The sequence below is a fragment of the Clostridium sp. AM49-4BH genome (assembly GCF_003478335.1).
GTDB lineage: Bacteria > Bacillota > Clostridia > Lachnospirales > Lachnospiraceae > Butyribacter.
The window spans coordinates 1-18,831 of sequence record NZ_QUFB01000033.1 but is presented as its reverse complement, the minus strand read 5'-3'; the positions used below and the strand labels follow the sequence as shown (position 1 = coordinate 18,831).

Annotated in this window: 22 protein-coding genes and 1 pseudogene; 2 read left to right on the top strand and 21 right to left on the bottom strand. The window is 43.1% G+C overall.

Annotated elements, in window-relative coordinates; genetic code table 11:
* Positions 1–171 precede the first annotated feature (171 nt).
* Positions 172–1,926 (bottom strand): aryl-sulfate sulfotransferase, encoded by a 1,755-nt coding sequence (locus DW981_RS09940; RefSeq protein WP_118507603.1) that lies wholly within the window; start codon positions 1,924–1,926, stop codon positions 172–174.
* A gap of 71 nt (positions 1,927–1,997) precedes the next feature.
* On the bottom strand, positions 1,998–2,435 hold the full coding sequence (locus tag DW981_RS09935) for a thioesterase family protein (RefSeq protein ID WP_118507602.1): 438 nt from the start codon (positions 2,433–2,435) through the stop codon (positions 1,998–2,000).
* Between the two features lie 250 nt (positions 2,436–2,685).
* On the opposite strand from DW981_RS09935, the gene DW981_RS09930 reads away from it, so the two are divergent.
* Positions 2,686–4,521: an ABC-F family ATP-binding cassette domain-containing protein gene (locus DW981_RS09930; RefSeq protein WP_118507601.1), complete on the top strand. Its 1,836-nt coding sequence runs from the start codon at positions 2,686–2,688 to the stop codon at positions 4,519–4,521.
* A gap of 171 nt (positions 4,522–4,692) precedes the next feature.
* Here the strand turns inward: DW981_RS09930 and DW981_RS09925 are convergent, their stop codons facing one another.
* From DW981_RS09925 to DW981_RS09860, 15 genes and pseudogenes are all read right to left on the bottom strand, one after another.
* Positions 4,693–4,893 carry a cold shock domain-containing protein gene (locus tag DW981_RS09925; RefSeq protein ID WP_022024673.1) on the bottom strand — a complete coding sequence of 67 codons (201 nt, stop codon included), beginning with the start codon at positions 4,891–4,893 and terminating at the stop codon, positions 4,693–4,695.
* 150 nt (positions 4,894–5,043) lie between these two features.
* Positions 5,044–6,528 (bottom strand): alpha-L-fucosidase, encoded by a 1,485-nt coding sequence (locus tag DW981_RS09920; RefSeq protein WP_243034716.1) that lies wholly within the window; start codon positions 6,526–6,528, stop codon positions 5,044–5,046.
* 21 nt (positions 6,529–6,549) lie between these two features.
* Positions 6,550–6,774, bottom strand: a complete 225-nt coding sequence (locus DW981_RS09915; protein WP_022024671.1) for a hypothetical protein — start codon at positions 6,772–6,774, stop codon at positions 6,550–6,552.
* 12 nt (positions 6,775–6,786) lie between these two features.
* A pseudogene (locus tag DW981_RS09910) lies at positions 6,787–8,024 on the bottom strand (U32 family peptidase).
* A gap of 79 nt (positions 8,025–8,103) precedes the next feature.
* On the bottom strand, positions 8,104–8,772 hold the full coding sequence (locus DW981_RS09905; protein ID WP_022024669.1) for an O-methyltransferase: 669 nt from the start codon (positions 8,770–8,772) through the stop codon (positions 8,104–8,106).
* 13 nt (positions 8,773–8,785) lie between these two features.
* Positions 8,786–9,181 (bottom strand): endolytic transglycosylase MltG, encoded by a 396-nt coding sequence (locus tag DW981_RS09900; RefSeq protein ID WP_118507600.1) that lies wholly within the window; start codon positions 9,179–9,181, stop codon positions 8,786–8,788.
* A 2-nt stretch (positions 9,182–9,183) separates the two neighbouring features.
* Positions 9,184–9,525: a YlbF family regulator gene (locus DW981_RS09895; protein WP_118507599.1), complete on the bottom strand. Its 342-nt coding sequence runs from the start codon at positions 9,523–9,525 to the stop codon at positions 9,184–9,186.
* Between the two features lie 4 nt (positions 9,526–9,529).
* Complete coding sequence (locus DW981_RS09890) at positions 9,530–11,134, bottom strand: ribonuclease J (protein WP_118507598.1); 1,605 nt, start codon at positions 11,132–11,134, stop codon at positions 9,530–9,532.
* Positions 11,131–11,331 carry a hypothetical protein gene (locus DW981_RS09885; RefSeq protein ID WP_147352634.1) on the bottom strand — a complete coding sequence of 67 codons (201 nt, stop codon included), beginning with the start codon at positions 11,329–11,331 and terminating at the stop codon, positions 11,131–11,133. Before DW981_RS09885 ends, DW981_RS09890 begins: the two co-directional genes overlap by 4 nt.
* Positions 11,332–11,427: 96 nt before the next feature.
* A complete protein-coding gene (locus tag DW981_RS09880; RefSeq protein ID WP_022024665.1) occupies positions 11,428–11,694 on the bottom strand; it encodes a DUF1292 domain-containing protein in 267 nt (88 codons plus the stop codon).
* Between the two features lie 52 nt (positions 11,695–11,746).
* Positions 11,747–12,172, bottom strand: coding sequence for a Holliday junction resolvase RuvX (gene ruvX / locus DW981_RS09875; RefSeq protein ID WP_022024664.1), 426 nt, complete (start codon positions 12,170–12,172; stop codon positions 11,747–11,749).
* Between the two features lie 55 nt (positions 12,173–12,227).
* Positions 12,228–12,488: an IreB family regulatory phosphoprotein gene (locus DW981_RS09870; RefSeq protein ID WP_022024663.1), complete on the bottom strand. Its 261-nt coding sequence runs from the start codon at positions 12,486–12,488 to the stop codon at positions 12,228–12,230.
* A gap of 92 nt (positions 12,489–12,580) precedes the next feature.
* Positions 12,581–13,378, bottom strand: coding sequence for a radical SAM protein (locus DW981_RS09865; RefSeq protein ID WP_243034717.1), 798 nt, complete (start codon positions 13,376–13,378; stop codon positions 12,581–12,583).
* Positions 13,379–13,383: 5 nt separating this feature from the next.
* Positions 13,384–13,575 carry a hypothetical protein gene (locus DW981_RS15680; RefSeq protein ID WP_243034715.1) on the bottom strand — a complete coding sequence of 64 codons (192 nt, stop codon included), beginning with the start codon at positions 13,573–13,575 and terminating at the stop codon, positions 13,384–13,386.
* Positions 13,576–13,583: 8 nt separating this feature from the next.
* The gene (locus tag DW981_RS09860; RefSeq protein WP_118507613.1) at positions 13,584–13,967 is read right to left on the bottom strand and encodes a hypothetical protein; all 384 of its coding nucleotides are present in this window, start codon (positions 13,965–13,967) and stop codon (positions 13,584–13,586) included.
* A gap of 179 nt (positions 13,968–14,146) precedes the next feature.
* On the opposite strand from DW981_RS09860, the gene DW981_RS09855 reads away from it, so the two are divergent.
* Positions 14,147–14,377: an HPr family phosphocarrier protein gene (locus DW981_RS09855; RefSeq protein WP_022025704.1), complete on the top strand. Its 231-nt coding sequence runs from the start codon at positions 14,147–14,149 to the stop codon at positions 14,375–14,377.
* 117 nt (positions 14,378–14,494) lie between these two features.
* Here DW981_RS09855 and thiI read toward each other — a convergent pair whose 3' ends face one another.
* The 4 genes from thiI to DW981_RS09835 all read right to left on the bottom strand — a co-directional run bounded on the left by thiI (position 14,495) and on the right by DW981_RS09835 (position 18,555).
* A complete protein-coding gene (gene thiI / locus DW981_RS09850; protein WP_118507596.1) occupies positions 14,495–15,679 on the bottom strand; it encodes a tRNA uracil 4-sulfurtransferase ThiI in 1,185 nt (394 codons plus the stop codon).
* A gap of 10 nt (positions 15,680–15,689) precedes the next feature.
* The gene (locus tag DW981_RS09845; protein WP_118507612.1) at positions 15,690–16,853 is read right to left on the bottom strand and encodes a cysteine desulfurase family protein; all 1,164 of its coding nucleotides are present in this window, start codon (positions 16,851–16,853) and stop codon (positions 15,690–15,692) included.
* A gap of 84 nt (positions 16,854–16,937) precedes the next feature.
* The gene (locus DW981_RS09840) at positions 16,938–17,681 is read right to left on the bottom strand and encodes a 16S rRNA (uracil(1498)-N(3))-methyltransferase (protein ID WP_022025707.1); all 744 of its coding nucleotides are present in this window, start codon (positions 17,679–17,681) and stop codon (positions 16,938–16,940) included.
* A gap of 94 nt (positions 17,682–17,775) precedes the next feature.
* Complete coding sequence (locus DW981_RS09835) at positions 17,776–18,555, bottom strand: hypothetical protein (RefSeq protein WP_118507595.1); 780 nt, start codon at positions 18,553–18,555, stop codon at positions 17,776–17,778.
* Positions 18,556–18,831: the final 276 nt, after the last annotated feature.

The window sequence follows — 18,831 nt, the reverse complement described above, 5'->3', positions numbered from 1 at the left end:
TCTCCTCCTGTAAATATAAAATGGATGCAGCAAACCCCATCTGCTGCAACATAAAACACTGTTTTCAGTATACCGCATTTTGTATACATGGTCAAATAAAATCGCTGTCCTGCATCGCATATTTCGACCAACCAAAAAGAGCAAAACCAGCGTTTTGCCCTTCTTCGTTCTTTAATAAAACCAAAAACCTTTCCAGTCATCTTTGTAAACACGGTATAGTTTCATCGGCGCCGTATATTTTCGGATCAATTTGGCACCATTGTCTGTCTCATTGATCGACTTAGAATCACTGTCACAGTAGATCACCACTTTCTTATCGACGGTAACATTTCCCTCCGTCTCTGTACGTGGCAATGCCTTTTCTGACTGCAATTGATAGGTGTGCGACGTCTCATCTACCAAATAACGGCAATAATAGGAACTGTTCTTGCTGCCCGCGCCTTTTCCCGCATTGTTATTCAATAATTCCAGCCGATAAAAACCTTCTCCGGATCCCTTCGTATATACAATACTGTTTTGTCCATAATGGGAACGGAACAGCTCTGCAGGCTTTGGCGTCTGTAAAATAGATTGAATAACCGGTGTCTGCGTTGGATCCGGATCTTCTCCGTCTGCCAACGTCTTGGTCAAAACCTTCTTCTTCAATCCTTTATAACTTTTCCACTGTGAGGCATCGGCAATAATATAGTCCACCGACGGCAGCAGACTGCCCACGCGGCTTACCTTGAAGACACTGGATAGCTTAGACGAACTAAGTAACAACTGGTTTGTCCCGGTACACTGGATCGAATCCAGCGAGATCCAATTTTTTGCATTGCCTTTCTTTTTGGCACGAGCATACACAGACTTTAACAGTGTATCCATATCCAACACCTGGCTAACCTTTTTGTTCTCCAGATCGATTTTTAACACCTTGCTGCCCACGGTCATATTTTTACGATCAGCTGTTGCCAACAGGTATACTCCGGCACTGCCATCGTATGCATATTCTCCTTGGAAATGGTATCCATATACCGGATACGAATGTGTTACCTGTCCAAGCCTGTTAATGCGCACCAAACAATTTTTACTACTCTGAACAACTAACGAGTCATAAATGATCTGCACATTGCGGCCTACATAGCCATCCGTTGGAATATTAGCACGCAGTATACCGGAATTGTCATACATGGTAATCGCATAATGTTTCTTTCCATCTTTACCTTTCCTGCCATCTGCAAAAACCACATACAACCCATTACTGATCGTCTGTTTGCTATAACCTTCTTCAACTGACAAGCGCCCTGCCAGACCGCTATCATCTGCCGGAAGTGTGATCTGCCATGTTCCCGTCTTCGATAACTCTCCTTTGGGACTATAGAAATTAACAGTTATATAATTTACACGTCCCGGAAGCAGACCGATGATCTGATATTCATGTTCCTTCGTAATATTTTCTGCGCCGCCATTAAATGGTGTACGTGTAAAATCCGCAATATTACGATCATCCACAGATACTGTATAACGACAGTATCCCTTCCCGTCACTCTTAAAATACAAATACATAGACTGCGAATTTGTTCCATATGGATTATATGCCCACAACGGCTTATCAAAAGAAAACTGCTTGTTCTTTTTTACCGTCGTCAACATCTCTTCCGCCTTCGTGCTCTGACTGCCGTCATATACCTGCTGAAGCCCTGTGGACGGTACCGTTACGACATTTTTATTATCGCCGCTTAGATAGAGTTGTTTTATATTTACTTTTTCAACCTTGTCAATTGCTTTTTGCCGGCTGTCAGGCAAAAGATCCCTCTCCTGCGCAAGCAGCTTCTCCTGTTTAGCCGCTTTCTGCTTTGATAAACGGTTCATGTTCCACAGGAACGCACCTAAGATTACGACCATGACCGTACTCGTGATCGCTACCACTCGCAATATTTTCTTCACTTTAATCCTCCATATTCCTGATAAGCCGATCTCTCAGGCCATCAGGTATCTCCACACTGACAACGCCAATCCTATTTGTCTGTTGCCGTAATCACAAGTTCTTTCATTCGCTGATAAATCTCCGGGAACTGCCGCTTCATGCGGACCGGCTTCATTTCCTTATCTAGGAAGCAATGTCTGCTTTCCCCTTTGGTTCGAAGCTCTCCCTCACAATTTATTTCATAGACAAACTGCATTTTGATCCCATCAAACTTTACCAAACGGGTATGTATCTGCACTTTTTCTCCAAACAAAACCGGTTTAATATATTCACACGCTACCGATAACACCGGAATGATCAAACCATGTTCCTCCATTGCAGCATAGGATAATCCTACCTGTTCCATCATATCCAGTCTCGCCTCTTCAAAATATCGTATGTAATTGGAATGATGAACAATACCCATTTGATCTGTCTCATAATAATTAATACTTCGGTCGTATATTGTATTTCCAATGTTTTTACTCATCGAAATCCTCCATTCCTTTTGACATTATATGAATTTGCCTGTATCATAAGCAGGTACAGTAAATCCTAACATTCCTACATTACCAGGAACAATCCACTGTACCAGTATACCATATTTCATCCAAATATGACAGTACTCAAACTTGACACCTTCCGAAGTGAAGCATTAACCACATAATACTTATTATGTCGTCATGAAACGGACCAAAAAGTGGGCGGTTTGAGTAATAAATAAGCACGGAGGTATTCTGATGAATATTATCAATATTGAACATTTGACACATTCTTTTACAGAGAGACTGCTTTTTGATGATGTCTCTTTTTATTTGAGTGACAAGGATAAGGTTGGTGTGATCGGCATCAATGGAACCGGTAAATCCACCCTCTTAAAGATCATTGCCGGCAAAGAAACAGCTGACCGTGCTGACATCATTATGCAACGTGATCTGCGTATTGCTTATCTACCTCAGATCCCGGAATTTGCAGACACACATACGACTCTTTCCGGTGCGCTTCCGCTCACAGAAGAGATCAGTGATCAGCCGGAAAACTATATTCCACAGGCAAAGTCCATGCTGCATCAACTCGGCTTTACAAGATATGACCAACCGGTCACAGAATTGTCAGGCGGGCAGCGCAAACGCATTGCTCTGGTACGAACTTTGCTGACTCCTGCCGATGTCCTGATCTTGGACGAACCGACAAACCATTTAGACAGTGCAATGGCAGAATGGCTCGAAAAGACGTTGCGTGCCGAATCGCGTCCACTGATCATGATCACGCATGACCGCTATTTTTTAGATAGTGTGACCAATGCCATCGTGGAGATCGATAAAAGCAAACTATACCGCTATGAAGGCAACTATCTGTATTATCTGGAGCATAAAGCCATGCGCGAGGAAATTGCACGGGCAACCGAGCGCAAACGCCAAAGTATCCTGCGGGTAGAGATCGAATGGATGAAACGCGGTGCCAGAGCACGTTCCACCAAACAAAAAGCACATATTGCACGCTATGAGGCCCTGCGCGATATGGATGCACCCGTCACAGATGATACCGTCACGATCAGTTCTGTCTCCTCCAGACTGGGACGCACAACGATCGAACTGGATCATATAAGCAAGGCATATGAAGATGCTGTGCTAATGCAGGATTTCACCTATACCTTTTTACGTGATGACCGTATTGGGATTATTGGACCTAACGGCTGTGGCAAATCCACACTTCTTAAAATCATTTTAGGACAGATCACGCCCGATAAAGGTACCGTCACCATTGGACAAACTGTAAAAATCGGCTATTTCTCACAAGAAAGTACAGAAATGGATCCCTCTCTGCGCGTGATCGATTATGTAAAAGAAGGTGGCGAGCTTGTACAAACTGCCGATGGAACGATCAGCGCTTCAGCTATGTTGGAACGTTTCCTCTTTCCAAAAGATCAACAATACACCAAGATTGCAAAATTATCCGGTGGAGAACGTCGAAGACTGTATCTGCTCCGTATTTTGATGGAGGCACCTAACATACTGCTGCTCGACGAGCCAACCAACGATCTGGATATTGCAACCCTGACGATTTTGGAAGATTATCTGGATCAATTTGCCGGGATCGTGATCACAATTTCCCATGACCGTTACTTTTTGGATCGTATTGTCCGCCGCATCTTTGCCTTTGAAAAAGGTGGCGTGATCCGTCAGTACGAGGGCGGATATACTGATTATCTCGCTCATACCAATGAAGTCATAACCGTAGCCGATGCCGGAGCACAGGGGCATACTGATACTCAGGCAGTGGTCTCATCCGATGGTCCTTCCAAAAACACACGTGATAACTGGAAGAAAGGACATACCCATACTAAAAAAATGTCCTATCAGGAACAAAAGGACTATGAAACGATCGAACAGGATATTGCCTCTTTAGAAGAGCAATTGGAGCAGCTGGAGCAGGATATTGTCAGTGCTGCAACAGATTTTGTCAGACTAAACGAACTAACTGCACAAAAATCTGAAATAGAAGCGGCTTTGGAGCAAAAAATGGATCGCTGGATGTATCTGGAAGAGCTTGCCGAAGAACTGGGTCTGAAATGAAGTTTGCGTTAGGTAAGAGAAAAGGAGCAGCCTCTTAAGAGAATCTCTTAAGATGACTGCTCCTTTGTGGTTACAACCTGTGATAAATTTCTTAACTTTAATAAACAAATAATTATCTATAAAAATTAGAATGATTCATGCATTGATTATAACTCTTGATAAAGAAAGCAATTAGCCAATCTTTACCACATTAGATGCCTGAGGACCTTTTTCGCCATTGACAACGTCGAACTCTACCTCTTCGCCTTCGTCAAGAACCTTGAATCCATCCATCTGCAAAGCGGAGAAATGTACGAATACATCATTTCCATTTTCATCTGAGATGAAGCCAAATCCTTTTTTTGCATTAAACCATTTCACTGTACCCTTCATTGTACTGCCTCCTAAAAAACTAAATATAATCTATGTTCCCGAAGTAATCTCCCCGGAAACAAACAACACACTTAAAGTACCACATAATAGTCGGGGTGTCAATGCTGTTTCTCCGTCTTTTTTATCGAATACGAAAATTGTAAAACCCCTTTACTTCAAACGCATTCTGTATACAACAGGTTTATCACTGTCGACAAATGGCGCATGAATAATCATCTTATCTGCTTCGCGTGTATACACAGGTTTCTGATCGTAACCAAGTACACTAAACTCTGTGATAATACCATGAAAATCTTTGCTTTCTTCACCCATACTCTTGACGATCACGTCTTCGCCATGCTGCTGCATTGGAATAATATAAATGCAATCCTCACGACAGGTGAAACGTACATCCGTGGAATCAAAGTCTTTTCTGCCCTCTTCCGAAAACATTCCCTCAACCACTTCCGTATTGCCTTCTGCCTGAACACGCCAAGGATGACTGTCGTAAATGGCCTCTCCGTTGACATCAAGCCATTCTCCGATCTCATTGAGCATCTGCACCTCTTCCTCACAAATGCTGCCATCTGCCTTTGGTCCGACATTTAACAACAGACAGCCGTTTTTGCTGACAATGTCTACCAGATCCTGCAAAATATCTTTGGTCTGCTTAAAACGGTTCTGCTCCGTATAACACCAAGAATTAAACGCCATAGAAGTATCTGCCTGCCAATAAAATGGCTTTGCCTCTGAGAAATGACCGCGTTCCATATCTAAGATCGCTGTGCCAAGCATCATTGCATCATGCTTATAGGAAATAGCCACATCCATTCCCCATTCTACACCACGATTATAATAGTAAGCTGCAAACTTTTTCAAATATGGTTTTACCGATTCATGCTGAATCCACCAGTCGAAATAAACCATGGCAGGACGATATTTCTCAACCAACTCCACATTTCGTGCAAGCCAGTCTTCCATGAAGTCTTGTGGTGGCGCCGGACTAAAGAGATCCTGATTGTCCGGTTCCGGCATAGCCGGATAATAAAAATCACCCAATTTCATCGGCTGCTTGATATCGCTGTCAAATTCACAACCATGTCCCATAAAAAATGCGTGTTCTACACGGTGATTAGACTCACAAAAGATCATATCTTCCTCTTGGATCGCCTCTTTCAACTCACCTAAGACGTCACGCTTCATTGCCATTTTCACGCTTGTCCAATCGCTGATCTCGGAATCATACATCTGAAATCCATCATGATGCTCTGCGACCGGCATAACATACTTTGCACCGGCTTTTTTGAATAGCTTTGCCCACTGTTTCGGATCAAACTTTGGTGCCGTAAACATTGGTATAAAGTCCTTATATCCAAATTTCGTATGTTCCCCAAAATTTTTGCGGTGCCATTCCCATTCTTCCATGTCCTGAATATACATGTTACGGGAATACCATTCATTATTATGAGCGGGTACGCTGAATATACCCCAATGAATAAAAATGCCAAATTTCGCATTTCGAAACCATTTTGGTGCCTCATAGGCAGCCAACGAATGCCAATCCGGTTTGTAAGGACCTGCTGCAATTACATCATCCGCAATTTTTAAATATTTCTCCTGTACTGTCATGTCGTCAAATTCCTTTCTCATAATCATTCTGACCGCACTGCATCACTTTTATTGCTGAAATCGGTATGTCTTATCCTCCGTGCAATACACGATCGGTAGTCCAAATTCCTGCAAGGCATGAATATCCTCATAGACACTCTTACGCTCTCCGGCTATTCCTTTCTCTGTGATCCATTCTAAGATTTCTTTCATGGTCAGTCCATGCTTCTCATCCGTCTGCTCGGTCAAAACCTGCATCACCAGCAACAATCTCATACGTACATTCTTTACCATTTCTTTCCTCCATTACTGCTCTTCGCGGACGCGTATCAAATCCAACTCATCCGGTTTCTGACTAAACAACACGTGTATTTTCTGCTTCGGATGCGGACAATTCTCAATGAATCTGCCATCTTCATCCTTCATCTTTTCAACGGTAACAAGCACATTTTCACCGGAAGGCTTCATAATCTCTACCTGATCACCTACTGCAAATTTGTTACGTTGCTCCATCTCTACAAATCCCTGCTCATCTGAACTGCCTGCCAACCCCAAATACGTATACTTTTAACATACGTATTGTTGTCATATATCTGTGATTCATGCGTCGTCGGTCCATAGAAAAATCCTGTCGTAAACTGACGATATGTGCACTTAGAGATCTCGTCCCGATAGTGATCCAGATTAGCTGCATACAACTCCGGTGAATCAAAATAATCGTCAATTGCCTGTCGATAGGTTCGCGCTACGTCAGCCACATAAAGTGCTGTTTTCATACGTCCCTCGATCTTAAAACTATCAATGCCTGCCTGCACCAGATCCGGAATATGCTCTATCATGCACAAATCTTTGGAATTGAAAATATAAGTTCCTCTCTCATTTTCCTCCACAGGGAGAAATTCTCCCGGTCTGTTTTCTTCCATAATATAATACTTCCAGCGGCACGGATGCGTACATGCCCCCAGGTTAGCATCTCTGCCGGTAAAATAATTACTTAAAAGGCAACGGCCGGAGTAGGAAATACACATTGCTCCATGTACAAATGTTTCAATCTCCAAGTCATCCGGAATATTAGCCCGAATCTCTGCAATTTCTTTAATGGACAATTCCCGCGCCGAAACCACTCGTTTGGCACCAAGTCTCTGCCAGAAAAGATATGTCTCGTAATTGACATTATTGCTCTGTGTACTAATATGAACTTCTATCTCAGGGCACACCTCTCTTGCAATGGTAAATACACCCGGATCGGAAATGATCAACGCATCCGGTCCGATTTTATGCAGCTCCCTGAAATACTTTCGCACACCTTCCAGATCACGGTTATGCGCAGTAATATTTGCCGTTACAAAAACACGTTTTCCATGTTCATGTGCGAAACGGATTCCCTCTGCCATATCCTCCATCGAGAAATTTTTAGCCTTTGCGCGAAGTCCATACATTTCTCCACCGATATAAACCGCATCTGCACCGTACATTACTGCCACTTTCAGCACTTCCAAGCTGCTTGCCGGTACCAATAACTCCGGCTTTCCATTCTCTAACATATAGGTTCCTCCTAAGAACTCGCTAAACTTCATTATATCTAACAATTATGCAGTTTACAAGCATTATCTTACCGTAATCTTACATCTGCTTTACATTCGTTTTCTTATAAGACAGCAAAGCACCGTCTCCAACAGGCAATATAACACTATCCCACTGTTCCGAATGTGTCATTTCGTATAAAAACCCCCGCATCCTCCCATGAATCGTGCGGTCTCGACGGCGGATCGCATAGCGTGACTCAATAATATCTCCCTCTTGAAGAACATTATCAGTCACAAGCAGTCCTCCCGGCTGCAATAAATCATAAATAGGATTCAAAAAAGCAGCATATTGCCCTTTTGCTGCATCCATAAATATGAAATCATATTGTTTCTGCTCGCGCACCAGTGCCGCAAGTATATCTGCCGCATCTCCCTCTAACAATCTGATCTTGTCTCCCTGTGGGTATTTGGCAAAATTTTCTTTGGCATCACAAATTCTCGCCGGAACTTTTTCTATCGTATCCAGCGTTGCATCCGGCAGCAATTCACTACGCATTAAAAGAGCAGAAAACCCCACTGCCGTTCCTATCTCTAAAACATGTTTCGGTTGTCGCAAACGCAGCATAAACAAAAGCAATGACTGCATCGAACGACGTATGATCGGCACTTCTTTTTGCAGTGCCCATTGCTCTAATTCCTGCATCGGCTCCGGTATCTGCCAAGTCAGTGAATCCAAATAAGTCACCAAACGTTCGTTTACAATCATTGCACTCTCCAATCTAAATACTAACTGTTAAAATGTCAATAATCTCCTGATAGTCCATATTCGTACGCAATACATAGGTTCCCGGCCGCAAGATAACAGTATCCTGCTCCAGCAGTTGTGTTCTCGCATAAAAACTGTACTTATCAACGATCAACCCCTGTTTTTGAAGTTTGTCTGCCACTTCATACATAGACCGATTCGTCTCTACCTGAAAAATTTTTTCCTGTCCTTTGCCCTGATCAACCGTTACCGTTCCAAAAACCGCATAACAAAAATGATACCCGCAAATACATACACGGCTGACACCATATAAAATGAGAACCAGCACTAATATATTGACACAAATTGCAAGCAGGTACCGTGCAGAATTTAACATCACCTGCAGTTTTCTGGTATAAGGATCGTTCATCTCTATCCCTCCAAAAAGGATGTTTCCACTGCCGAACCTTCTAAGAACTGCTCCTGCAGCTCTTTGACCATTGCGATATACTGATGTTCTGCAGCAAAAAACTCATTAGCAAGGCCATTTTCCTGGAGATCGGCAAAATCTTTCTGCAGTCCATTATTCCCCTGAATAAAAGCCTCTCCCTCCTGCATCTGGATCCATAGACTTCGTCGTCTGTAATCTCCGATTCTCGCATAAAGCTCCGGATCTTGCTTCAAACGGCTAAGAACATTGATATACTGATTGTATTCATTGGTCTTTCTAAGCCTGTCTGTCAGTTCCGTCATTAATTGTTTCATCTCATTCATGTATTTACTCCACTTCCATGATGATCGGCAGGATCATCGGATTACGCTTCATCTTTTTCCATAAATAATCACTCAGACTATCTTTAATCTCTGTCTTGATCTTGGTCCAGTCTGTTACATGATTGTCGAGACATCTTTCTAATGCAGAATATACCACTTCTCTCGCCTCATCCATCAAATACTCCGATTCTCTGACATAAACAAAGCCTCGTGATACAATATCCGGTCCGGCAAGTAATTGATTTGTATATTTTTCCAAAGTAAGAACGATAATGATCAACCCGTTCTCAGATAAATACTGTCTGTCACGCAATACAATATTCCCGACATCTCCAACGCCAAGACCATCTACCATAATGCCCTGTGCCTGCACTTTTCCGATCAAAACTGCATGGTCCTCACAGAGATCTAACACGTCACCGGACGATAAAATGATCGTATTTTCTTTCGGAATACCCATCTGCTGGGCCAGTTCCGCATGAGCTTTCAAATGCTGATATTCACCATGTACCGGGATCGCATACTGTGGTTTCACCAAAGAATAGATCAATTTGATCTCTTCCTGTGAAGCATGTCCGGATACGTGAGTATCCTGCACGATTACCTTCGCACCCTTTTCCGCCAGCTCATTAATAACCTTGGATACAGACTTTTCATTGCCCGGAATCGGTCTGGAACTAAAGATCACTGTATCTCCCGGCATGATCGATACTTTGCGATGGATATTCGCTGCCATACGGGACAATGCAGCCATCGCCTCTCCCTGACTTCCGGTAGTGATCAACACCAATTTCTCCGGCGGATAGTTCTGCATCTGTTCCATTTCGATCATGATATTGTTCGGTACATTTAAGTAGCCAAGCTCTGTCGCCGTTGAGATCACATTAACCATACTGCGTCCTTCCACGACAACCTTTCTTCCATATTTTTCAGCAGAATTTATAATCTGCTGTACACGATCTACATTCGACGCAAAGGTCGCTACAATAATTCGACTCTTTTCATTTTCCGCAAAGATCGTATCAAAAACTTTACCAACCGTCTGCTCTGACATCGTGTAACCCGGCTTTTGCACATTCGTACTATCTGCCATCAATGCCAGAACTCCTTTTTTACCAAGTTCACCAAAACGCTCAAGGTCTATCGTCTCTCCACTGACCGGCGTAAAATCAACCTTAAAATCTCCTGTGTGCACAACTGTTCCAACCGGAGAAAAGATTGCCAATGCCGCTGCATCTGAAATACTGTGATTAGTTCGGATGAACTCTACACGAAAGCAGCCAAGATTGATGGATTGTCCATACTTAACCACTTTGCGTTTTACCGGCTTAGGCATAACATGTTCTTTTAATTTGTTCTCGATCAGTCCCATCGTAAGCTTTGTCGCATAAACCGGAACATTGATCTCTTTTAACACGTAAGGCAGTGCACCAATATGATCCTCGTGTCCATGTGTTATCACAAAACCTTTTACACGATCAATATTCTGTTTTAAATAGGACACATCCGGAATAACCAAGTCGATTCCTAACATATCGTCACCCGGAAATGACAATCCGCAATCCACAACAATAATGCTGTCTTCGTACTCAAATGCGGTAATATTCATTCCAATCTGCTCCAAGCCGCCCAACGGATGATTTTCAATCCCATACCGATCTCGATCTTCTCTTTCGGCGCTGCAACACGTCTGGTCGTCGTTCTTCTCTGTGCTGCCGGCGACGCTGTTCTGCGTGTCCTTCTTACCGGCGCCTTACGTGGCACTCCTCCTTCAAAATCCGTATAATCATCTGTTTCTCTTCTCAAAATCTTACCTACCTTTCTCATTTTTTAAGCGCACAAAAAACAAACCCTCGATAATTACTGTACAGCTTATCAATATAGCTTATTATCTCGGGTGAATTATTCTTGCATTTCTATAGAAACGTCCTCTAAAAGTTCCGCAAATACTTTAGAAATCGCGTCCAATTCCTGTTCGTCTTCTACAAATTCACAAACAAGCTCCTCATTGCCGTCCTCTGCAACTTTCTTCATAATATATGCTTCTGAATCTGCATCTTCCTGCTCTGTTACAAGCAAATAATTTACTCCAGCTATTTTCGTTTCTTCTACAACATAAAAACGAATGTCCTCTCCGTCTTCATTCGTAAAGATAACTTGCTCCGTCATCGTTTCGTCTCCTCCGTATCGCTATAACCTTTATAGCTGCTCTCTACCTGCTCTACCGGTGAGACAATGTATCCAAATAATTCTGCAGGATCAAAGATGCCGCCATCTTATCAATATATTGCTTACGCTTGTCCTTACGTATGCCCCCCTGCTCTAATACACCGTCTGCCTGCGCTGTCGTCAGTCTTTCATCCTGATAGATTATTTCAAGCCCGGTTCTATTTTCAAGCATATCGCCAAATTCTTTTGTCTTCTCGCAACGCTCGCCCTCTTCATTGTCCAGCTTCTTCGGCCAGCCGACCACAATACGATCCACATCGTATTGTTCTATGATCTGTTCAATCTGAGCTAATGTCTGACGCAATTTCGTCGGTCTGTCACGGTGAATCGTAGTAAGAGGCTGAGCTGTCAGCATCAATTCATCACTCAATGCCACTCCAACCGTCTTTGATCCATAGTCAAGTCCTATCACTCTCACGGCTATGCTACTCCTTCTATCTGCTTATGCACTCTTAATCCCCGGCTATTACGTTCTATGAAAAATTATTGCGGATATAATCTTCTAACAATAATTCTATCATCTCATCACGCTCCACACGGCGGATCAAACTTCTTGCGCCCTTGTGGCTGGTAATATACGTTGGGTCACCAGACATAATATACCCGACAATCTGGTTTACTGGGTTATATCCTTTCTCTATCAAGGCACGGTATACCTGTTCTACAACATCCTTAACCTCAATATCCTGGTCCTTCTGTACTTTGAAATATTGTGTATTATTTACTTCCTGCATAAAGGCTCTAACCTCCATTCTCTTTTCACGTACTCTTACCTATCGTCTATAGTAATATAATCAAACGAAAAATACAAGTTTTTTTTGTGGGCTCATTCGGCAAAATGCCCTAACAAAACATCATGCGGCCCCTGTTTTTCCAGCTTTACAAAGACTACTGCACCCTTTTCAAACGTCCCATCTGCACCGATCGGCACAGCAACGCGAACGTATCTGGATGTGTAGCCGATAACATAATTTTCGCCATCTATTTCCGTCATTTCCTCTAACAGCACCTGCGTTACCTGTCCGATAAATTGTCTGCGGTACGTTTCCGAAAGCTGCTCTGTCACTGCTAACAGCCGGTCACTGCGACCTGCTTTTTCCTGCTCCGAAAGCTGTTCCGGCATCTTGTCTGCCACTGTTCCCTTGCGTCTGGAATACTTAAACACATGGATCTGCGCAAACGCTGCCGTCTCTGCAAACGCCAATGTCTCTGCAAACTCTTCCTCTGTCTCTCCCGGAAATCCTACTATAATATCTGTCGTGATCGCCGGATTCTCGTAATAACGCCGCAATATGTGCACGCCTTCCAAATACTGCTCACTCGTATAATGTCTATTCATACGGCGCAGTGTTTCATCGCAGCCGCTTTGCAGGGACAAATGAAAATGCGGACATACCTTCGGCAGTGCAGCCAAATGTGCCACAAACTCTTCCGTAATAATACGCGGTTCTAACGACCCTAAGCGGATCCGCTCAATACCCTCCACCGCATTGGCAGCTGTGAGGAGCTCTAACAGCGGACGCCCTTTCAATTCTAAAAAGGAACCTGCTTTGCGGTCATCTACCCCATAAGAAGACAAATGTATTCCGGTAAGTACAACTTCCCGAATACCTTTCGCAGCCATCTGTTTCACTCTTGTACGACCTGCGGGATCGGCTTGCTCGTCAGCGGTCCTCGAACATACGGAATGATGCAATAGGAGCAATACAGATTACATCCATTTTGCACGGTAAGATATGCTCTGGTATGCTCTTCTTCCTGTGCCATCAAAGATTCACCACCGCCAACTCTTCCGGTCTCTTCCCCGGATATCTGCCACACTTTCTCCTCTATGGAACGCCATTTTCGCTTTGTACCGCATCCGCCACATTTTGCTGCCACGCCTGCTTGACTAAAGTTACAATGGCGTTCTTTTGGTCATTCGGTACAAACAGATCCACGCTTTCATCCTGCTCATCTTTTGCCAGTGCAGAGTCTACATAACATCCCGTAGCAACGATCAATGCCTGTGGATTTTTTTTCTTAGCGCGATGAAGCATCTGTCTGGATTTACGGTCAGCAATATTTGTTACGGTACATGTATTCACCAAATAAATATCCGCCTCTTCCTCGAAAGAAACGATATAATCTCCCGCCTCGATAAATTTATTTTTCATCTTGTCTGTCTCATAAGAATTCACTTTACAGCCAAGCGTCAAAAAGGCAATCCGCATAATTCTTTCTTCCTTTCTCATCCATTTTATGTAAAAATGCTGTTCCAAAAAAATAGTCCTGTTCATTTTTGGCTATGTTTTTTCGTTTTCAAATTATTTTTTTAGCAACATTGTATATTGACTTTTTCTTCCATAGTGACTAGTATAAAACTGTAAGAAAGAAAAGGAGGTAAAAAAATATGAAAACAGTAAAAATTTCATTAAACTCAATTGACAAGGTAAAAGCATTTGTAAACGACGTAACTAAGTTTAACACTGACTTTGATTTAGTATCCGGAAGATATGTGATCGACGCTAAGTCTATCATGGGAATCTTCAGTTTGGATCTGTCTAAAGCCATTGATCTGAACATCCATGACGATGACACCGATGAGATTCTTAAGGTTTTAGCACCTTACATTGTAGAGTAATACTCTATATACTATATTGTGTGAGCAGTATCACCTCTTTCCAACCGGAAAGAGGTTTTTTTACATTATAGGAACTTCACGTTTCCTATAGCTCCGCGAGGATGCGATCACTTATGTTTACTCATCAATCTCAATAATCTGAATCGTATCTAATGCAGTCTGTACCATTTCATCAATCTTTTCGGTCAGATTTTCCTCGGATCTGCGAATCACCTTGCAATCCGGTTTTGTAACCGGATGCTTCGCAACAAAGATCGTACAGCAATCTTCAAACGGCTGGATCGATGTCTCATACGTTCCAATCTTTTCCGAAATATCTACGATCTCCTGCTTATCAAATCCGATCAACGGACGATATACCGGAAGTGTGCACACCTCATTCGTTGCTGCCAAACTATGCATCGTCTGGCTTGCCACCTGACCGATACTCTCTCCGGTAATAAGGCCTAAACAATCATTGTCATAGGCTAATTTTTCTGCAATGCGCATCATATAACGACGCATAATGATCGTCAATTCCTCATGTGGACATTTTTCATAAATATAGAGCTGAATGTCCGTAAAGTTGACCACATGTAAACGGATCGGACCAACATATTTAGAAATGATCTTTGCCAGATCAACTACCTTCTGCAAAGCACGTTCGCTCGTATAAGGCGGCGCGTGAAAATATACTGCATCTACATACACACCGCGTTTGGCGATCATATATCCAGCTACCGGACTGTCAATTCCGCCGGAAAGCAATAACATTGCGCGGCCATTTGTGCCAAGCGGCATACCGCACGCTCCTGTGTATACTTTCGAATATACATAAGCTTTATCACGGATCTCTACCCAAATATATACATCCGGATCATGTACATCAACTTTGACATTCTCAAAGCGATCCAGCAAATAACTTCCCATCTCTACACAAACCTCTGGTGAAGTCAGCGGATAATGCTTATCACTGCGGCGGCATTTCACCTTAAACGTAAACGGTTTGCTGCCATATTGGTGCTCCACAAAATCTCCCACGCAGGCCGTCAGTTTATCCCAATCTTTCTCTTCGATGACATCGACCGGACTGATGCCGGATACACCAAACACATGACTCATGGCATCGATCGCATCCTCGAAATCATAATCTCCATCTGCTTCCACAAAAATACGTCCCTGCTCTCTGACAACGGTAAATTCGCCATCAACTTTTGCCAATCGCCTGCGGATCTGTTCGCATAATGCATTCTCAAATTTATAACGATTCTTTCCCTTGATTCCAATCTCTGCGTACTTACATAAAAAAGCCTGTTTTGCCATTGATAACCTCCTACTTTCTAATAAATCTTCGAAGCATCGGAAGCAAATTACATAATTGTTCCAATGCATAGTCAATCTGCTCTATCGTTGTATCTGTCGAGAAACTAAACCGCAGCGTAGAATCTAGTAATTCATCTGCCACACCGATAGCCTTCAACGTACCACTAAGTTCCGGATGATTCGACGAACAAGCCGAACCCGAGGATACAAAGACACCTTTTTCTGCCAGTGCATGCAATAACACTTCACTGCGCACTCCTGCAAAACTTGCGCTGACAATATGTGGTGCTGTCTCTTCCAATGGAAGCCCTGACACGCCATTGACCGTCACATCTTCTAGTACTTCCAGTCCCTCGATCAAATGTTTCTTGCAGGCATACATCTGTTCCACATAGGTTGATCTGTTTTTGCAAAACAGCTCTGCTGCCACACCCAAGCCGGCAATCCCCGGAACATTTTCCGTACCGGAACGAAATCCCTTTTGCTGACCACCGCCGTAAATGAGCGGACGAACTTTCGCTTTGTCGCGCATATAAAGGAATCCGACTCCCTTAGGTCCATGCAGCTTGTGACCGCTGACAGACATCAGATCGATCCCAAAACGTTTCGGCACAATATGATATTTGCCATATGCCTGAATAGCATCAACATGAAATAAAATCTTAGGATTGTAAGAATGCACGATCTCCGACAGAGTTTTTACATCCTCCACTGCACCTATTTCATTATTCACAAACATAATCGACACAAGAATCGTTTCTTCCGTCAACGCTTTCTCTAACTCGCTCGGTGAAACCTGTCCGTTTTTATCCACCGGCAGATACGTAACCTGATAGCCCAACTCCTCCAGAAAGGCAAGCGGTTCATGTACAGAAGCGTGCTCTATCCTCGTCGTGATAATATGTTTGCCTGCGCGTCGATTTGCATATGCGCCACCGATCAATGCCGTATTATTAGACTCTGTTCCACCTGATGTAAAAATAATTTCTCCGGGAGTGCATTTTAAGTCTTTTGCTAAAATCTCCTTGGTTTCACGAATATACTTTTCCGCATCCATTCCTTTGGTATGTTTACTGGAAGGATTTCCAAAATCTTCCTCCATCACACGAACCATTTTTTCTCTGACTTCCGGAAAAACTCTCGTCGTTGCCGCATTATCTAAATATGCTTCCATTGCTGCCTCCATGTTATCCTAACACTAATCTTCAAGTCCCCCGCCCCTGCATACGACTTTAGGTCAAATGCTGCACCCTGACGGTCATTCACCCTGCATCTGAAACATTAGAATGGATAATAACGCCATTCCTGCTGTTTCGGTACGTAAAATACGTTTTCCAAGCGTCATCGGATGTATGTTTCTCGTCATGGCACGTTCCACTTCCTCCGGTTCAAATCCACCTTCCGGCCCGATGAAAATGCCAAGAGAACGCTGCTTACACGCCTGATCCACAATCTTTCTTGCCTCTTCCATCCCTGTCTGAAGCTCATATGGTATTACATTATAATCAAGTTGGTCTGCCATAGCAAGTGCTTCCTCATAACTTACCGGTTTGTGTACCGTAGGAATGATCCCTCGGTCGCACTGCTTTGCTGCCGCATACGCAATAGACTGCCAACGCTCTAACCGCTTGTTGATCTTTTTTTCCTCAGACAGCTTAACAACTGTTCGTTTTGTCATGACCGGCACAATTTCACAGGCACCCAGTTCCACCGCCTTTTGAATGATCAGTTCCAGTTTGTCTTTCTTCGGCATTCCCTGAAATAAAGTGATCCTCACCGGCAGTTCTGTTCCCGTGGGCTGAACCTTCTCGATCGACGCAACAACCTCATCACTGCAAATAGATTGAATCCGCGATACATAATCCGTTCCGTTCCCATCACAAGCTACGATCCAGTCTCCCACCTCAAGGCGTAATACATTTTTGATGTGGTTGACATCTCCCCCGGAAATGAACACTTCTTTTTCTGCAAGCTGGTCTGCAGATACATAAAATCGATACATAATTCACCTCTACCATTATTTTGGCTATACAGAAAAACTGTCCAACCGCACCAAACAGTTGGACAATCTATTTCTTCACATAAATACGCATTATTTATAGCAGTTGATCCAGTAAATTACTAGTGTTGCCAAGAGTAGAATACGTTCCCTGGCTGCTATATCTGGTTCCTCCGGAAGTCTTATAACTTGCACTATTGGCAAGCCGATATGTTGCTGTTGCCTTATCACCGATCGTATCTCCATAAGAACCACCGCCCTGAAACAGTGATTTGATCGTTGACAGGGAAGCTTTCTGTGCCTTTGTCTCATCCAATGTCAAGTTGCCTTTTTTGTCATAACTGATACCAACCTCTGCCAACAATTTGGAATTAGCAGCTGTTGCTTTCAACGCTGACAGATTCTGCTTCTGCACCGTTGACTTCGAGGATTTACCGGTCTGCTCAATGTAAGTATTATACGCACCAACAAAACTCTTCAGTGCTGATGTGATCTTGCTGCGATCCACCGCACTCGTACCATCCTCTGCCGTCTCAACCTTATACAAAGAGTCCTTTTGCAAGGCAGATGCCGCATCCGACAAACTTTTTGCACCGGTCTTGAGCTCCTGCATCTGCTGAAGCTGCTCCTTTTCCTGTGTGCTCATCTGTGCTGTCTTATCGTTTTTTTTAGTCTTGTCTGTTTTATCTGTCTTATCTGTCTTCTGCGTTGTATCAGCCTCTTTTGCATAGTATGCTTTCATCAGCTTGCCATACGCACCACTGCGGATCATCGAATAGTCGCTCAGAGAACTGCTCAAACTTCCAAACAATGAGTTCTTGTATGATCCAAATAACGAACTCATCAATCCACTATTATTACCTGTATATAATGACATCGTCATCCCTCCCTTGTCAAAAGTAACACAAACTTTTTGTGCTACCCTACCAACACCTCTAGTTAGTATTACTTTACCCCTTATCACCTCTGTTTGTCAAGTTTTTCTCCCATGAAGGATATTCTTATAAATTGAAATGTTTAATTCCACCCTCCCCTTATGCAGTGGAATTCTCTTATGCACAAGTGGCATTTAATCTTTCACATTATTGTGTTATGCTCATAGTCGTGCTCTGACAGCAGTAGGAGGAGAACTATCATGAGTAAATACATTCCT

Bases quoted from the DNA above. Each gene is read 5' to 3' on its own strand.
- DW981_RS09925 (WP_022024673.1), bottom strand. From the start codon at position 4,893: ATGAAGGGTACAGTGAAATGGTTTAATGCAAAAAAAGGATTTGGCTTC.
- DW981_RS09860 (WP_118507613.1), bottom strand. From the start codon at position 13,967: ATGCGGATTGCCTTTTTGACGCTTGGCTGTAAAGTGAATTCTTATGAG.
- DW981_RS09905 (WP_022024669.1), bottom strand. From the start codon at position 8,772: ATGATTGTAAACGAACGTTTGGTGACTTATTTGGATTCACTGACTTGG.
- DW981_RS09890 (WP_118507598.1), bottom strand. From the start codon at position 11,134: ATGAATATTACCGCATTTGAGTACGAAGACAGCATTATTGTTGTGGAT.
- DW981_RS09900 (WP_118507600.1), bottom strand. From the start codon at position 9,181: ATGAACGATCCTTATACCAGAAAACTGCAGGTGATGTTAAATTCTGCA.
- DW981_RS09845 (WP_118507612.1), bottom strand. From the start codon at position 16,853: ATGGAAGCATATTTAGATAATGCGGCAACGACGAGAGTTTTTCCGGAA.
- DW981_RS09920 (WP_243034716.1), bottom strand. From the start codon at position 6,528: ATGATTATGAGAAAGGAATTTGACGACATGACAGTACAGGAGAAATAT.
- DW981_RS09855 (WP_022025704.1), top strand. From the start codon at position 14,147: ATGAAAACAGTAAAAATTTCATTAAACTCAATTGACAAGGTAAAAGCA.
- DW981_RS09865 (WP_243034717.1), bottom strand. From the start codon at position 13,378: ATGGCTGCGAAAGGTATTCGGGAAGTTGTACTTACCGGAATACATTTG.
- DW981_RS09840 (WP_022025707.1), bottom strand. From the start codon at position 17,681: ATGTATCGATTTTATGTATCTGCAGACCAGCTTGCAGAAAAAGAAGTG.
- DW981_RS09935 (WP_118507602.1), bottom strand. From the start codon at position 2,435: ATGAGTAAAAACATTGGAAATACAATATACGACCGAAGTATTAATTAT.
- DW981_RS09835 (WP_118507595.1), bottom strand. From the start codon at position 18,555: ATGTCATTATATACAGGTAATAATAGTGGATTGATGAGTTCGTTATTT.
- DW981_RS09895 (WP_118507599.1), bottom strand. From the start codon at position 9,525: ATGAATGAGATGAAACAATTAATGACGGAACTGACAGACAGGCTTAGA.
- DW981_RS09870 (WP_022024663.1), bottom strand. From the start codon at position 12,488: ATGCAGGAAGTAAATAATACACAATATTTCAAAGTACAGAAGGACCAG.
- thiI (WP_118507596.1), bottom strand. From the start codon at position 15,679: ATGGCAAAACAGGCTTTTTTATGTAAGTACGCAGAGATTGGAATCAAG.
- DW981_RS09915 (WP_022024671.1), bottom strand. From the start codon at position 6,774: ATGGTAAAGAATGTACGTATGAGATTGTTGCTGGTGATGCAGGTTTTG.
- DW981_RS09880 (WP_022024665.1), bottom strand. From the start codon at position 11,694: ATGACGGAGCAAGTTATCTTTACGAATGAAGACGGAGAGGACATTCGT.
- DW981_RS09930 (WP_118507601.1), top strand. From the start codon at position 2,686: ATGAATATTATCAATATTGAACATTTGACACATTCTTTTACAGAGAGA.